Annotated in this window: 12 protein-coding genes; 6 read left to right on the forward strand and 6 right to left on the reverse strand. The window is 64.4% G+C overall.

Features of this window, described 5'->3' with window-relative positions; translation table 11 throughout:
• Positions 1-4: 4 nt before the first annotated feature.
• Positions 5-583 carry a DUF4136 domain-containing protein gene (locus OOT43_RS00645; protein ID WP_266022711.1) on the forward strand — a complete coding sequence of 193 codons (579 nt, stop codon included), beginning with the start codon at positions 5-7 and terminating at the stop codon, positions 581-583.
• 18 nt (positions 584-601) lie between these two features.
• Here the strand turns inward: OOT43_RS00645 and pbpC are convergent, their stop codons facing one another.
• From pbpC to OOT43_RS00660, 3 genes are all read right to left on the reverse strand, one after another.
• Positions 602-2,740: a penicillin-binding protein 1C gene (pbpC, locus tag OOT43_RS00650; protein ID WP_266022712.1), complete on the reverse strand. Its 2,139-nt coding sequence runs from the start codon at positions 2,738-2,740 to the stop codon at positions 602-604.
• Between the two features lie 201 nt (positions 2,741-2,941).
• Entirely contained in the window at positions 2,942-3,361 is a 420-nt protein-coding gene (locus OOT43_RS00655; RefSeq protein ID WP_266022714.1) for a type II toxin-antitoxin system VapC family toxin, read from the reverse strand.
• Entirely contained in the window at positions 3,358-3,588 is a 231-nt protein-coding gene (locus OOT43_RS00660) for a type II toxin-antitoxin system Phd/YefM family antitoxin (protein WP_266022716.1), read from the reverse strand. Before OOT43_RS00660 ends, OOT43_RS00655 begins: the two co-directional genes overlap by 4 nt.
• 129 nt (positions 3,589-3,717) lie before the next feature.
• Between OOT43_RS00660 and OOT43_RS00665 the strand changes: the two genes are divergently transcribed.
• Positions 3,718-4,782, forward strand: coding sequence for an NAD(P)-dependent alcohol dehydrogenase (locus OOT43_RS00665; RefSeq protein WP_266022717.1), 1,065 nt, complete (start codon positions 3,718-3,720; stop codon positions 4,780-4,782).
• 163 nt (positions 4,783-4,945) lie between these two features.
• Here the strand turns inward: OOT43_RS00665 and OOT43_RS00670 are convergent, their stop codons facing one another.
• On the reverse strand, positions 4,946-6,679 hold the full coding sequence (locus OOT43_RS00670; protein WP_266022718.1) for a DEAD/DEAH box helicase: 1,734 nt from the start codon (positions 6,677-6,679) through the stop codon (positions 4,946-4,948).
• 241 nt (positions 6,680-6,920) lie between these two features.
• Between OOT43_RS00670 and OOT43_RS00675 the strand changes: the two genes are divergently transcribed.
• Positions 6,921-7,310: a glycine zipper family protein gene (locus OOT43_RS00675; RefSeq protein ID WP_317134027.1), complete on the forward strand. Its 390-nt coding sequence runs from the start codon at positions 6,921-6,923 to the stop codon at positions 7,308-7,310.
• Between the two features lie 90 nt (positions 7,311-7,400).
• Complete coding sequence (locus OOT43_RS00680; protein ID WP_266022720.1) at positions 7,401-8,933, forward strand: long-chain-fatty-acid--CoA ligase; 1,533 nt, start codon at positions 7,401-7,403, stop codon at positions 8,931-8,933.
• A gap of 35 nt (positions 8,934-8,968) precedes the next feature.
• Here OOT43_RS00680 and OOT43_RS00685 read toward each other — a convergent pair whose 3' ends face one another.
• Both OOT43_RS00685 and OOT43_RS00690 read right to left on the reverse strand, forming a co-directional pair.
• Complete coding sequence (locus OOT43_RS00685) at positions 8,969-10,930, reverse strand: iron-containing redox enzyme family protein (protein WP_266022722.1); 1,962 nt, start codon at positions 10,928-10,930, stop codon at positions 8,969-8,971.
• Positions 10,927-12,690 (reverse strand): carbamoyltransferase family protein, encoded by a 1,764-nt coding sequence (locus tag OOT43_RS00690; protein ID WP_266022723.1) that lies wholly within the window; start codon positions 12,688-12,690, stop codon positions 10,927-10,929. The genes OOT43_RS00685 and OOT43_RS00690 overlap by 4 nt, the downstream gene beginning before the upstream one ends.
• A gap of 20 nt (positions 12,691-12,710) precedes the next feature.
• Here OOT43_RS00690 and OOT43_RS00695 point away from each other — a divergent pair, with 20 nt between their 5' ends.
• Both OOT43_RS00695 and OOT43_RS00700 read left to right on the forward strand, forming a co-directional pair.
• Positions 12,711-13,820: a fatty acid desaturase gene (locus OOT43_RS00695; RefSeq protein WP_266022724.1), complete on the forward strand. Its 1,110-nt coding sequence runs from the start codon at positions 12,711-12,713 to the stop codon at positions 13,818-13,820.
• Entirely contained in the window at positions 13,804-14,004 is a 201-nt protein-coding gene (locus OOT43_RS00700) for a hypothetical protein (protein WP_266022725.1), read from the forward strand. Before OOT43_RS00695 ends, OOT43_RS00700 begins: the two co-directional genes overlap by 17 nt.
• Positions 14,005-14,340: the final 336 nt, after the last annotated feature.

Here is a 14,340-nt window from a genome sequence, read left to right on the forward strand (position 1 = left end):
GGCCATGAAACGAATAGTTGCGATAGGGACGGCCCTGCTCCTGGCCGCGTGCGCCGGACCGGCCTTGAAGAGCGGGTTCGACAAGGATTACGACTTCGCCCAGGCCAAGACTTGGAGCTATGCCGTCATGCCCGGCCCCGACAAGGCGGCTGCCGAACGGCTGCAACTCGACGCACTGATGAGGGGCATTCTCGATCCGCTGCTGGCGGCCAAAGGCTACACCAGGCGCGAGGCCGGTGCAGATTTCCAAGTCGGCTGGTCCTTCGGCGAATGGAAGATCGACCGCCGTCACAAATCCAGCAGCGAGTGGGGCGCGGTCGGCCTGTTCTATCCCGGCATGCACGCCGTGCCTCCGCCAAAAGAGCCAAGCGGACGGGCTTTGCCGCCCAGCGTCGATCCTTACGGTTCGTCCTACGAAAAGGCCAAGCTGGACTTGGTGGTGGTGGACGGCAAGACCCAGCGCGTGGTCTGGCATGCCAGCATCGAAGACGACGGCGACTTCGGCTACAACCCGGACACCCAAAGGACGGAAATCAGGGAGGCGGTGGAAAAGGCGTTCCAGGCATTTCCGCCAGGCCGATAGGTTTGCAGTCTCCGGACGTCAACGCACACCCCGCACCTGAAACTTCACCGTATCCACGATCCTCCCGCGGTTGTCCTTGAGTTTCAGCACATGGCTGCCCGGTTCCGGCAGCCATTTGACCGGATTTTCCGCACCGCCCATCGGTCTGTCGTCGAGCAAGAATGATGTGCCAGACCGGGCCGGCCGGGCGCGGAAGACCAGTTTCTGGTTGCGGAGGGGGATGTCGGGATCGAGAGCGACGATCATTCCGTCGGCGGGCGATTCGATCCGGGGCGGCTGCGTCATGGGATCGGGGATTGCCAGTTCCGCGGTTTCGGTGCCGGCGATGAACCACTCCTGGCGTTCCGGTTCCAGGCCGTCGGCGTAATGGATGCGCCGGCCGACTACCCCGTCCGGCGGCGACGGCGGCTGGCTGGGGAGGTCTGCATGCAGGCTGTTCATGATTTCGAGCCAGGCCGGGGCCGCGCCGGTGACGCCGGAGACGTCCTGCATGGCATCGCCTTCGAAGTTGCCGACCCAGACGCCTACGGTGTAGCGCGCGCTGTAGCCGATGCACCAGTTGTCGCGCATGTTCTTGCTGGTGCCGGTCTTGACCGCGGTCCAGTAGCGGGTGGTGAGCGGGTTGTCCAGGCCGAAGCTGAGGGCGCGGCTGGAGCGGTCGCTGAGGATGCTGCCCACGATATAGGCCGAGCGCGGATCGATCAGTGGGCGGGATTCCCCGGACGCGTCGCCGGGCAGAATATGAAGAGGCGTCTGGCGGCCTCCGTTGGCGAGGGTCCGGAAGGCGTTCACCTGCTCCCCCAGGCTGACTTCGGCCGAACCCAGGGCTAGCGAGTAGCCGTAATACTCGCCGTCCTCGGTCAGGCCCTTGTAGCCCACGTTCCAGAGCCGTTCGTGGAAGGGTTCCAGCCCCACCATCATGAGCGTGCGGATGGCCGGAATGTTGAGCGAGGCGGCCAGGGCGGTGCGGACGCTGACCCGGCCTTTGAAGTTGCGATCATAGTTCTGCGGCACATAGAGACCGGTGCGGGTCTCCAGGTTGAGCGGCGAGTCGTCCAGGATGGAGGCGGCGGTGAGGTAGCGCTTCTCCAGGGCCAGCGCATAAAGGAAGGGCTTGAGGGTGGAGCCGGCCTGGCGCCGGGCGCGGACGCCGTCGACCTGACCGGCTCGGCTGGTCGCTCCCGCCGAGCCGACGTAGGCGAGCACCTCCCCGCTGCGGTTGTCGACCACCAAGGCCGCTCCGTCGCGGACGTTGCGCGCTTTCAAGCCCTGGAGCTGCTGTTCCAGGGCTTGGATGGCGCGGCGCTGGACCGCCGCGCTGAGCGTGGTCCGCACGCTTTCCCCGCGCTTTTTCAGCAACTGGCGGGCGAGATGAGGAGCGAGCGCGATCGAAGGTGGCGGACGATTGGCATGGGTCAGCGCCATCTCCGCACGGCGCTCAAGATCGCCGCAGTCAAGCGGGAAGGCGGCAGTTTTCGCGATGGCGCAGGCGCGGCGGGAGATTCGCGCCGGGCCGGCGTTGGGGGACGGCAGGATCGCGGCGAGCAGCGCCGACTCGGCCTCGTCCAAGCCCGAGGCCTGCTTGCCGAACAGCCCTAAGGCCGTCGCCGGCACGCCTTCCAGTTCGCCCCGGAATCGCACCCGGTTGAGGTAGGCTTCCAAGATATCGTCCTTGGTCCAACGGCGTTCCAGCTTCAACGCCGCGGCGATCTGCCCGAGCTTCTGCCGGATGGAGCGGCCCCCGCCGTGCATGGCGAGCTGCGGATCGAGCAGCGCCGCCAGCTGCATGGTGATCGTGCTGGCCCCGCGCTTGTGGCCGCCGAACGTGCCCCATGCCGCTGCGGCCATGGCCTGCCAGTCTACGCCGCCGTGGCGATAAAAGCGCCGATCTTCGGCGGCGACGATGGCTTTCAGCAAGGCCGGAGAAAACGTAGTTAATAACATCCAGGGTTTGCGCCGGGCGGAAAAATCCACCCGCTGTTCGTGGATGACCTCGCCGTTGCGATCCACAAGATAGGCTTCCGACGGAATCCATTCGGCTTTGACGGCTTGGAATTCGGGGATGGAGGCTTCCGGGAGGCTTAGGAAAACGACGGCGACAACCGAGAGTATCAGCAGGGCGATACCCATGAGCCAAGGGGTGGTGTGGCGGGTCATGCTTGGCTTCGATTCGGCAGATCTTCCAGCCGCTATCGTCCTCGCCGAGCGCCGTTTCCAAAACATTGATGCGGTCGGCGACGCCTAGACAAGGAGACCCTGACCGCAAGATTCGAACAATTGTTGAGGGTCATGACATGAAAGGATTGGAGGAAATTCGCAGTCGGGCGGCAGGAAAACCGAGGAGGGGCGAACCCTGTCTTACATCGCGATAAGGCCGATACCTAACGCTTCCGCCGCCGCATTCAGCCGCTGATCGAGGCTGAACATCTCGGCGCTCAAGCGCCGGGCCACGGCGAGATGCAAGGCGTCGCCCGCCCGCAGAACCAGCGGGCCGTCGATGAACACTGCCGCAGTACGGAAATCCGCCGGCTCGATTTCCACCACACCGAGTTCGGCCGAAACGAACCGCTGAAAATTCGCCAGCGCTTGCTGGCGGGTGGCCGCATCGATGGCCCCGGTACGCGCTTTGATACCACCGACGCTGGCCATTTCGGTCAGGGTCCAGGCTGAAACCATCAGCTTGCGTTGGCGCAGCCGTTCGAGCCAGGTCAGCAGTTCGGCGGCATTCGCCTCCCGGAAGAAGATCGCTCCTAGCAGGGAGGTATCGAGATAAATCACAGCCTATCCTGTTCGCGCATTTCAGCGACCGTCAGGCCTTGAGGCGCAGCCCCCTGGGCGACCCAGGCGCGCAAATCCGACCAGCCGAAACCTTCGGCACAGGGTTCCGCGACCAGACGGGCTACGGGTTTTCCCCGCCGGGTGATGACCACCTCTTCACCCGCTTCGATGTCTGCGAGCAGAGCGGATAAATGCGATTTGGCATCGGCGATGCTGGCGGTTTTCATAGGCAAAGTCATAACATGGTCAAATATGGCCTTATTTTCTGCTCTAATGGTCATCCGAGCAAGAGCCACATGGCCGCCCTTCCCAGTGCTGCCCCGCCTGAAATAACTGTATCTATGGAGGATATCCGCATGTACACCGCTAAAGCTTTTGCCGCCCACAGTGCCAGTTCGCCTTTGGCGCCGTTCGCCTTACAGCGCCGCGAGCCGCTGCCGCAGGATGTTCGCATTGAAATCCTGTACTGCGGTGTCTGCCATTCGGACCTGCACCAGGCGCGCAACGAATGGAATGCGACCACTTACCCTTGCGTGCCGGGGCACGAGATCGTGGGCAAGGTGGCGCAGGTCGGCAGCGGCGTGACGAAGTTCAAGCCGGGCGACATGGTCGCGGTCGGCTGCATGGTGGATTCCTGCCGGACCTGCCCGAGCTGTGCGGACGGCCTGGAACAGCATTGCGAGCACGGTCCGGTGTTCACCTACAACAGCCCGGACCGCCATAGTGGCGGCATGACTTACGGCGGCTACGCCGACCGCATCGTGGTCGACGAGGCTTTCGTCCTGCGGGTGCCGGAGAAGCTGGATCCGGCCGCCGCCGCGCCTTTGCTGTGCGCCGGCATTACCACCTATTCGCCCTTGCGGCACTGGAAGGTGGGGCCGGGGCAGCGGGTCGGGATCATCGGCCTGGGGGGCCTGGGGCATATGGCTTTGAAATTCGCCCATGCCTTCGGTGCCGAAGTGGTCCTGTTCACGACTTCGCCGGGCAAGGCGGAGGATGCGCGGCGCTTGGGCGCGGGCGAGATCGTAGTGTCGAGGGATGCGGAGGCGATGGCGCGCCAGGCCAACCGTTTCGATTTCATCCTCGACACCGTATCGGCGCCGCACGACATCAACGCCTATCTAAACCTGCTGAAGCGTGACGGCACGCTGACCCTCGTCGGCGTGCCTCCTGAAGGCCTGCCGGTCATGCCTTTCAGCCTGATCGGCGGGCGCCGCCAGTTGGCGGGCTCGCTGATCGGCGGCATCCGGGAAACCCAGGAGATGCTGGACTTTTGCGGCGAACACGGCATCGTCTGCGACATCGAGGTGATACCGATCCAGCGAATCAACGAGGCCTTCGAACGCCTGCTCAAGAGCAACGTGAAATACCGCTTCGTGATCGATATGGCGACGCTGGGCGGGGAACCGGCCGGGAATTGACGAAGCCCGTTTCCCTCACGCGGCCCTAAAGGCCACCTTTTGTTTTCGGGCAGTCCTGCCCGAAGCCCTTCGGGCGGGCTCCGCTCGACCAAAACCGCTCCTGGCGGATTTGTCCCAGAGGGAGAAGGAAAGACATTCCCTTTCCCTCTGGGAGAGGGGATGGTCAGCCGTTCTTCTTCGGATAACCCTTCTTCTTCTTCTTCGGCTTGTCGAAAACCGGTGCGGCAGGCGCGTCGCCGGTCCAGAGCCGGATGTTGATCGGCTTGCCGACGATCCACACTTTCTCCAGCCGTTTCAGCGACTTTTTAGGCATGTCGGCCGGCAGGCTGACCGTGCTGAAGTCGTCGTACAGCTTGATGTGGCCGATGGCGCTGCCGGGAATATCCGCTTCGTTGGCGATGGCGCCCACGATGTCCTTGGGCGCGGCCCCGTCGTTGCGGCCCACGTCGATGCGGTAGAGCACGCCACCGTCTTCGCGCTCCTTGCGCTTGGGTTTCTTGTCCCGCGGTTCGCTATCGCGGAATTTCTTCTGCGGTTCGCGGCCGGACGGGGTGTATTCGGCCGGTGCGGGCTTCTCGTCCGGAACCAGCGGACGGTCCTTCTGGACCAGGAAGGTGAGAGCCGCAGCGATATCGGTGGGCGAAATACCCTGTTCCCTTCCGAGTTGCTGGACCAGCGGCCGGAAGAAGTCTAGGTTCTCCTCTTCCAGCGTCGCCATGACCTGGGCCTTGAACTGCTCGACCCGGCGTTCGGCGATGTCCTGATGGCTGGGCAGGCGCATCTCGGCGATGCGCTGGCGGGTGGCTTTTTCGATTGCGCTCAGCATGCGCTTTTCGCGCGGGGCGACGAACAGGATAGCCTGGCCTTTACGCCCGGCGCGGCCGGTGCGGCCAATGCGGTGGACGTAGGCCTCGGTGTCGTAGGGGATGTCGTAGTTCACCACATGGCTGATGCGTTCGACGTCCAGGCCGCGGGCGGCGACGTCGGTGGCGACCAGGATGTCGAGGGTGTTTTTCTTCAAGCGGTCGACCGCCTTTTCACGCAGCGCCTGGCTCATGTCGCCGTTCAGGGCGGAGGCGGAATAGCCGCGGGCCTCCAGTTTTTCCGCCAGTTCTTCCGTCAGCACCTTGGTGCGGACGAAGATGATCATGGCGTCGAAGTCCTCGACTTCGAGGATGCGGGTCAGCGCGTCGAGCTTGTGCGCGCCCGAGCCCAGCCAGTAGCGCTGGGTAATCGCCTCGACGGTCGCGGTCTTGGCCTCGATCTTGGCTTCCTTGGGGTGGCGCAGATGACGTTTGGCGACCTTGCGGATCACCTCCGGCATGGTGGCCGAGAACAGGGCGATCTGGCGCTGGGGCGGGGTGTGCTCCAGGATCCACTCGACGTCTTCGATGAAGCCCATCCGCAGCATCTCGTCTGCCTCGTCCAGCACCAGGGTGCGCAGGCTGTCCAGGCTGAGGCTCTTGCGGCGCAGATGGTCCATCACCCGGCCTGGCGTGCCGACGATGACGTGGACGCCGCGGCGCAGATGGCGCAACTGGGCGTCCATCGACTGGCCGCCGTAGATCGGCAGGATGTGGAAATCGGGCAGATGGCGGGCGTAGCTCTGGAAGGCTTCGGCGACTTGCAGCGCCAGCTCGCGGGTCGGCGCCAGCACCAGGGCCTGGGGTTCGCGGCGCTCGAGATCGATGCCGTTCAGGATCGGCAGGGCGAAAGCGGCGGTCTTGCCGGTGCCGGTCTGGGCCTGGCCCAGCAGATCGTGGCCGGCGAGGAGATGGGGAATGCTCGCCGCCTGGATGGGCGAGGGGGTCTCGTAGCCGATTTCGCGGATCGCCTGGAGAATGGGAGCCGAGATGGCCAGATCGGAAAAGGAAAAAGAAATTTCAGTCGATTGCATCAGGATGGGAAGTATAGAAGTGAAAACGCCAGATGAGAGGGGACCGCACGCCGATCGGCGGAGGGGTTCAGGCGGTCGTTGCGTTCATCGGATACCGTGATCATAACAGAAGCGCCGGATATTCCCGAATCGGCCGAGTGTTCGGCGGGAACTCTGTTTTGATATAGTGGCTCCGTCTTCCAGCACGGGACCCCGGCGCCCGGCTGTAAGGATGGAATTTTCGAGCGAGGAGTTTATGAACATGCTGAAGAATATATCGGTACTGCTGATCTCCGCCGTGGCCGTTTCGGGCTGCGCCACCTATACCGGCTGGAAGCCGACCTACGACACCTACAAGGATCCCAACGCGGCCCGCATTTCCCTCGATGAGGAGGAATGCCGGATGATGGCCAATGAAGCCGGCAGCGCGGGTACGGAAGCCCTGAAGGGCGGCGCAGTGGGCGGTCTGGTGGGTGCGGCGGCCGGTGCGGCGATCGGTGCGGCGGTGGGAAGCCCTGGGACAGGCGCGGCCATCGGTGCAGCGGCCGGCGGCATCGGCGGCGCTACCCAGCAGGGAGTCTCCGGCGACGAGCAGTACAAGCGCGCGTTCATCAACTGCATGCGCGGACGCGGCCACAACGTCATCAACTGATGCTCAAGGCATAACCCTTTTCCCCGGATGAGAGGGGTGTGGCCGGGTTTGCCGCGGCCGCCGCCATGAAACGTTTTTAAGTTTCCAAGAATGCAAGCATCACTCCCGGCTGCGCTCCGGCAGGCCGCAGCCCGCTTTTCGTCCCTTCCCGCCGTTTTGGCGGACGACCGGCCCATCGGGTTCGCCGAGTTCGACCGCTCCTCCGACGCCATCGCCGCGGGGCTTGCCGCCCGTGGTGTCACCAAGGGGGAGCGCATCGGTCTCTACTGCATCAATTCCGCGGAATTTGCCCTTGCCTACGTCGGTATCCTCAAGACCGGCGCCGTCGTCGTGCCCGTCAACCTGCTGCTCAGTGCCGAAGAGGTGCATTACAACCTTGCCGACGCCGGGGTCAGCGGGCTGATCTATCACGGCCACGTCTCGGCAAATGCCTCCGCCGTGCTGGATCGGCTTCCCGGCCTGAAGGTCCGCGCCGGCATCGGCTGCGACGGTTCGGACGGAGAGGTTTGGCGGGCCTTGCTGGAAGATGCCTGCGCGCCCCCGTCCGTCGAATTCGACGCTCTGGAAGACTTGGCCGCGATTCTCTACACCTCCGGCACGACCGGTCATCCCAAGGGCGCGATGTTGACCCACGGCAATCTGCTGGCGAATACCGCGAGCGTGCGGGAGGCCCTGGACTGGCGTCCCGGCGAGGACCGGGTGTTGGTGGTGCTGCCGATGTTCCATGCCTTCGCGGCCACCGTCGGCATGCTCACGCCGCTCCTCCACGGCTGTGCCCTGGCGCCGCTGGCGAAATTCGAGCCGGACACGGTCGCCGACACCATTGGCCGGCACGGGGCCACCCTGTTTCTCGGCGTGCCCAGCATGTATGCCTTGCTGTGCCGGCTGCGTGACGATCGAGTCGCTCGGTTCGGAACCATCCGCCTGTGCGTGTCCGGCGGCGCGGCCTTGCCGCCCACCGTCATGCAGCAGTTTCAGGCGCGTTTTGGCTTAGCCATTCACGAAGGCGACGGTCCCACCGAATGCTCGCCTGTCACCTGCGTCAACCCCGTGGGCGGCCCCGTCAAATGCGGCACGGTTGGCTTGCCGGTGCCGGGTGTGGAGATGAAGATCGTCGACGAGCAAGGCGCCGAACTGCCGGTCGGCGAGATGGGTGAAATCGCCGTGCGCGGCGCCAATGTCTTCAAAGGCTACTGGAAGCAGCCCGAAGCCACTGAAGAAAGCTTTCGCGACGGCTGGTTCCTCACCGGTGACCTGGGGCATGTCGACGAGGACGGCTATTTCAGCATCGTCGACCGCAAGAAGGACCTCATCATCGTCAACGGCATGAACGTCTATCCAAGGGTGATCGAAGACGTATTGTGCCGGCATCCGGCGATCCGCGAGGTGGCCGTGGTCGGCGATCCGGACCCGTTGCACGGCGAGCGGGTCGTGGCCTATGTCGTATTGGAAACCCTCGCCACCGAGGCGGAAATCCGCGCGTGGTGCAAACCCTATCTGGGGCGGCACGAGATCCCCCGCCATGTCGTAGCGCTCGAGCAACTGCCCAGGAACGCCGCCGGCAAGATATTGAAGCGGCAGTTGCGGCGGCAGGGGGAAGTGGAGCGTGGGGTGGATGTCTGAGCCCCCCTTCGGCAGAGCGTTGCCGAAGCCTGTTTTCAACCTCGCCGGCTTCGTAGCTGGGAGCGAAGCCGCCAGGCCAGGCTCAGCCCGGCGGTGTAGAGCGAGAGATAGCCGGTCCAGATTCTCCTCCATACCTGGTGTGAAACCTCCGCGCCGCCCTTCCGTTCCATTTCGTCCATGTAAATCATGACGGCATCCCTTGCCCGGGCGGCATGCCCGGAGGCGAGATTGTCGATGCTGAGGTGCAACTGGATGATGGCGGGGTCGATCCCATGGTCGCGCAGCAGGTCGATCAGCCGCATGTAGCCGGCGCCGAGTCCGCTGAGTTCGATGGCGAGATTGAGACCGAGCAGTTCTGGGAAATAGCGGCGGGGGTCCTGGCCGATGGCGAGGAGGTAGACGGGTAGGTCGAAGGCGGCATCCAGGAAGCGCGGGTCATTGGCAAAGGCTTCGCTCGCGAACGGCGGCAGCCCGATGCCGAGGTCGTCGAGCAGGCGGCGGTAGACGTTGGGATGGTTGCGTTTGGGTCGGCCGTTGCCCAGTTCGTCGGCGTAGATTTTCAGCAGATGGCGGTTGATGGTATCCAGGTTTTCGGCAGCCGTGGCGATGCCGGCCAGCCAGCAGCCGTCGACCAGGATGGTGGGCGCGAGCTGGAGGATGACCCATCGGCAGAAATCCTTGCCGATCCGAGGCGGCACGGCGAGCGGGCGGTAACGCTCGATTTCGTGCCGGTATATGGCTTCGATGCGGGCGTGGAAAGCCGTCTCATCGTAGGGGAAAAAACGGCGGTCACCTCGTTGCAGTTGCATGAAAAAGCGGGTCAGGCGGAGAGTCCGTTCTATGGCCTCGGTGGCTTGTCCGGGGATATCTGACGTCGACTCGGCGTCCAGCAGGGCGGTGTATAACGCACGCTTCGAGCGAGGGCCGGACTTTGGCCGTCGGTTCACGAGATTCGGCCGTGGAATGAAGGCCGAGCCGGTCGCCGCAATGCCGACGCTCCGGCGCTCATCTTCGATCCAGTCCAGCCAAACCCGCCGCTCGGCGGCATCGAACACGCCGAACATCGGTCCGCCGAAGTCCATGGCGCGGATCAGCCGGCTTTCTTCCGCGCAGGTTCGGTCCACGTAGGGCGAATCGCGCAGCGCGTCGAGCAGCGGTTCCGGACCGGCCTGCGCCAGCCATTCATCGAGGCTGCGTCCGGCGAGCAAGACCCTGCCGTGATGGCCGAGGGCATGGGCGCGTTTGGCCTGGACGATACTGGCCATCGCTTCTCTGGCCTGGAGTCGGCGGGCCAATTGGCCGGCGGCTTCCTGGAGCAGTTCGGTGAACGACAGGCAGTAAAGGGACCAGCCGGCCTGGACGCGACCTTCGTCGCGATCCGTGCAAGCCTCCAGCGCGGTGCGGGCCAACGCGCGGCAGTGGCCGGTTTCGGCTGCATCGCCGTCATCCCACCAATCCGGTTCCCGCAGGCTGTGGGCCAGAGTCCAACCCAGCAGTTCCGGGAAGTAGCTGCGCGGGCGATGGAACAGGCAAAGCTGGACGGCCGGCAGCGCCCAGGCGAAATCGGGAATGTTGGGAGCGTGAAAGAAGGTGGGATCGTCCAGGGCAGGCAGAGTCGCGCCGGCGAGGGTGAGCTTTGCCCGGAACTTCAAGGGAGCCGAGGTGGCGGGCTCGTCGAGGCCGACGCTGCGGCAATACAGTTCGAACAGCTGGCATTCGGCGAGGCGGTGCGCCGTGGCCGGCCGCGCGGCGCGGGCCAGCCAGATTCCATCCAGCAAAAGCGTCGGCGCCAGGGCGAGAAGCACGATGCGCCGTCCGGCTTCTTCTTTTGGATTGGGCCGGACCGGTGGCGACCAGGGATTCCCGAAGCTCGGGAGCGTGCCGGCCTGCACGGCCTTAGCGAGCGTCGACTCGAAGAATTCCGATGCCCCCCGAAGCGTCTCGGCATCGGCGGGACCGTGCAGCAGCGCCCGGCACAGGCCGCGCAGCCCGGTCATGGCAGTGTCTCCGGTTTGGTGAAGAGATAATCGCCGGCGACCAGGGCGTCCAGGCCCGATCCCAGGAATACACCGAAGGCGTCTTCCATGCTGTGCACCATGGGCTTCCCCATGACGTTGAAACTGGTGTTGAGCAATACCGGCACCCCACTCAGCCGGTGGAATGCTTCCAGAAGGGCATGAAAGCGCGGATTCCAACTCTGTTTGACGGTCTGCAACCGGCCGGTACCGTCCACATGCACCACCGCCGGCACCCGCTTCCGTGCCTCCGGCCGGAACCGCAGGGTACGCTCCATGTACCGGGATTCCTGATAGGCCTCGAACCAGTCGGGGCCGTGTTCGTGCAGGATGGCGGGAGCATAGGGCCGGAAGCGTTCGCGGAACTTTACCTCGCGGTTGATGCGCTCGCCGGTTTCGGCATGGCGGGGATCGGCCAGGATGGAGCGGTTGCCGAGCGAGCGGGGGCCGAATTCGGCCTTGCCCTGAAGCCAGCCCAGGACCTTGCCTTGGGTCAGCAGTTCGGCCGCGCTGCCGATGAGGGCATCTCCGGGGAGGTGCCGAACCGGCAAGCCGGCGTAGCGGGCGAAGCGTTCGATGTCCGGGGCCGCGATTTCGCTGCCGAGATAAGGGGAGAGACCGCCCGGTTCGAAGGATTGCCCGGGGTGATCTTCCCGGAAGGCGAGCCATGCCGCCCCCAGCGCGGTGCCGTCGTCGGCCGGCGCCGGCGGCACGTACAGCGCCCGGAACGGCGTCCCGCCCGGAATCTGGCCGTTGCATACCGAGTTCAGCGCGCAGCCGCCGGCCAGCGCGAGGTGTTCGGAAAATCCGCGAGCGTGGAAGTTGGCGAGCAGCCGATTGACGGTTTCGGCGAAAAAAAGCTGGCCTGTATGGGCGAGGTCGGCAGCGGCTTCCGGCGCTTGCTCCGGATGCCGCCGGCGGGATTCGAGCCGTTGCAGCCGGTCGAAAAACACATCGTGGCCGGTCTTCAGGCGCAGGCCGTCCACCTGCATCATGTCCCGTAGCCAGCCCATCACTTCCGCGTCCGCGCGCCCGTAGGAGGCGAGCCCCATGACTTTCCATTCCTCGCCGCCGAGCCAGTCGAATCCGCAGAGTTCGGTGAGCTTCATATAGTAGAATCCCAGACTCTGCGGTCCCTCGAGTTTGGCCACGGGGCGCAGCCGGCCGTTGCGGTAGTCGAAGAACGCCATCGATCCGGTTTCGCCGTATGAGTCGATCACGGCGCAGGCCGCGGTCTCGAAGGGGCTGCCGTAACAGGCCAGCGCGGCATGGCTGAGGTGGTGGTCGTAGCCCCGGATACGGACCGGGACGCCGGGAAAATCGCGGCGCAGGCTTCGTGCAAGGTTGAGCAGCCGGCTTTTCAAGGCATGGTGCTGGGCGGCTTGCATATGATAGAGCTGATGGGGCTCCAGCCAGGCATGGAGCCGGCGGCCTGCATCGGCAAGGATGCCCTCAGGCGACAGCCATCCCAGCCAGCGTGCGAGATGCTCGTGCAGAGGGCGCGACTCCTGCCAGTTGCAGGCAATGACGAATTCGTCGGCGTCGGCGCAATGCGCGTGCAACAGTGCAGGCGTTTGGAACAGGTCGTCTGGCGGGGCGTTCAAGGCCCGCTTGCTCTGGAGCCGGCGCTCGGCGGCTTCGGCGAACAGGATGCCGCCGTCCGGACCGACGATCGCCAGGGCCGGATCATGGTAGGTCAGGCACAGGCCGAGATAATAGGTTCTCGCTTTTGATGGCCGCATCGTGAGGTTCCGCAAAGCCCATGAGCATTCTATCGAAAACCCGATCGGAGGCCATTTGGCCGCTGCCGTGGTGGACCGGCTACGGACTCAGCCTGGTGTTTCCTCTGGCCGTGCTCGGGTTTCTCGCCACCGGTCCGCACCGGCCGGCGGCTGCGCTGCTCTGGACTCTGCCCATGCTCGGCCTGCTGCTGGCCGAGTATTTCGGTCCGGCGGAAACCCGCGTGGTGCAGGAAGATGCGCCGCATCTTTTCTTCGACGGCATCCTCTATTTGCTGGCCGGACTGCAGGTGCTGAACCTGATCCTGCTCGGCCGGCTGGTGTCGCAACTCGGCTGGACTGGATTTTCCGAAATCGTGGCGAGCCTGGCCGATATGTTCGCGATACGGGCGATGGTCTCCGCGGATTTCGTCTGCGCGGGCATCTGTCCGGCCCATGAGCTGATGCATCGGCGCTCCCGTCTGCAACGAAGGCTGGGACGGCTGCTGCTCGCCTCGCTCGGCTACGACCATTTCTACGTCGCGCACAAGCAGGGACATCATGCCCGGCTGGGAACGGCCGACGACCCCTCGACTGCGCACAGAGGGGAGAACTTCGAGGATTTCTATCGGCGCGGGCTTCGCCAGCAATGGCGCATCGCCTGGTCGGACCGGCGGGGGGCGGCGGTGGCGGGGTTGGTGTTCGAACTGGCATGGCTGGCGCTCTACGCCGCGCTGTTCGGCTTGCTGGCAGCACTGGTGCTGCTGCATCAGGCGCGAGGCGCGGTACGGACCCTGGAATCGGTGAATTATTTCCAGCACTACGGCCTGACCGAAGATTCCGGCCAGAGCGGGGCGATCGCATGGCGCAATGATTCGGCCCTCAGCCTGTTCATGTTCCTCGGGCTCAGCCGCCATGCCGATCACCATCTTCGGCCCGGCGTGAGCTATGCGGAGTTGCGGACTACGCCGAAGGGACCGGGGATGCCTTATGGCTATATGGGCATGGCGCTGTGGGTGCAACGCCGGAACGAGAGCTACCGTCGATGGGCCGAAGCGCACCTTGAACGGGTCGCTGCTTCAGAGAGCGCTTGGTCGACGCGGCGAACACCTGGGGTCAGGCAATCGGAAGCGGGTCTTGTGGAAACACCGTGAGAGACGCCTGACGGATTCAGTCCCGCTCGGTTTTCAGGATTTTGCCACTGACGTCCAATTCGAGTTCGAGTTCCTCGCCATTCTCTTTGAGCTCGACCTCATACCCGGTGACCGTGCCATCGGGTTCATTATTTTCTCCGCTTCCTTCACCTTGCCTTTCGGATATGCGCTTGTGACGGCCTGAATGACGGGATCAGGCAGCGCCTTGCTGTCGATTTCCTCTTCCTTCTGCAGAAGGAAGCCGTGAGCGTCGTAGAGGGGCTCGTATTCCCTGTCGCTCTCCTCGTGCTCCACTTCATAAGCGACCTTGCCTTCGACGGTTTCCTTCTCAAACTCTACGCCTTTGACATGGGGATAGGCGTTTTCGAAGGCTTAGACCAGCATCTTGGGCACCTGCCGCCTGCTCAGTTCCTGTTCCTCGCCCCGGGCGTGCCCAGGCGCCAGTCAAGGGGTAACCAGCACCGCCGTAGCCAAGATTCGGGTTTTCGTACTTCCTTGTCGGGTGGAACTGAATGAGCGC

This window comes from Methylococcus mesophilus (genome assembly GCF_026247885.1).
In the GTDB taxonomy this organism is placed as follows: domain Bacteria; phylum Pseudomonadota; class Gammaproteobacteria; order Methylococcales; family Methylococcaceae; genus Methylococcus; species Methylococcus mesophilus.

What these genes read in the sequence shown, in the direction of transcription:
- OOT43_RS00695 (WP_266022724.1), top strand. Translation starts at nt 12,711, where the DNA reads ATGAGCATTCTATCGAAAACCCGATCGGAGGCCATTTGGCCGCTGCCG.
- OOT43_RS00660 (WP_266022716.1), bottom strand. Translation starts at nt 3,588, where the DNA reads ATGAAAACCGCCAGCATCGCCGATGCCAAATCGCATTTATCCGCTCTG.
- OOT43_RS00670 (WP_266022718.1), bottom strand. Translation starts at nt 6,679, where the DNA reads ATGCAATCGACTGAAATTTCTTTTTCCTTTTCCGATCTGGCCATCTCG.
- OOT43_RS00685 (WP_266022722.1), bottom strand. Translation starts at nt 10,930, where the DNA reads ATGACCGGGCTGCGCGGCCTGTGCCGGGCGCTGCTGCACGGTCCCGCC.
- OOT43_RS00665 (WP_266022717.1), top strand. Translation starts at nt 3,718, where the DNA reads ATGTACACCGCTAAAGCTTTTGCCGCCCACAGTGCCAGTTCGCCTTTG.
- OOT43_RS00690 (WP_266022723.1), bottom strand. Translation starts at nt 12,690, where the DNA reads ATGCGGCCATCAAAAGCGAGAACCTATTATCTCGGCCTGTGCCTGACC.
- pbpC (WP_266022712.1), bottom strand. Translation starts at nt 2,740, where the DNA reads ATGACCCGCCACACCACCCCTTGGCTCATGGGTATCGCCCTGCTGATA.
- OOT43_RS00675 (WP_317134027.1), top strand. Translation starts at nt 6,921, where the DNA reads ATGCTGAAGAATATATCGGTACTGCTGATCTCCGCCGTGGCCGTTTCG.
- OOT43_RS00680 (WP_266022720.1), top strand. Translation starts at nt 7,401, where the DNA reads ATGCAAGCATCACTCCCGGCTGCGCTCCGGCAGGCCGCAGCCCGCTTT.
- OOT43_RS00645 (WP_266022711.1), top strand. Translation starts at nt 5, where the DNA reads ATGAAACGAATAGTTGCGATAGGGACGGCCCTGCTCCTGGCCGCGTGC.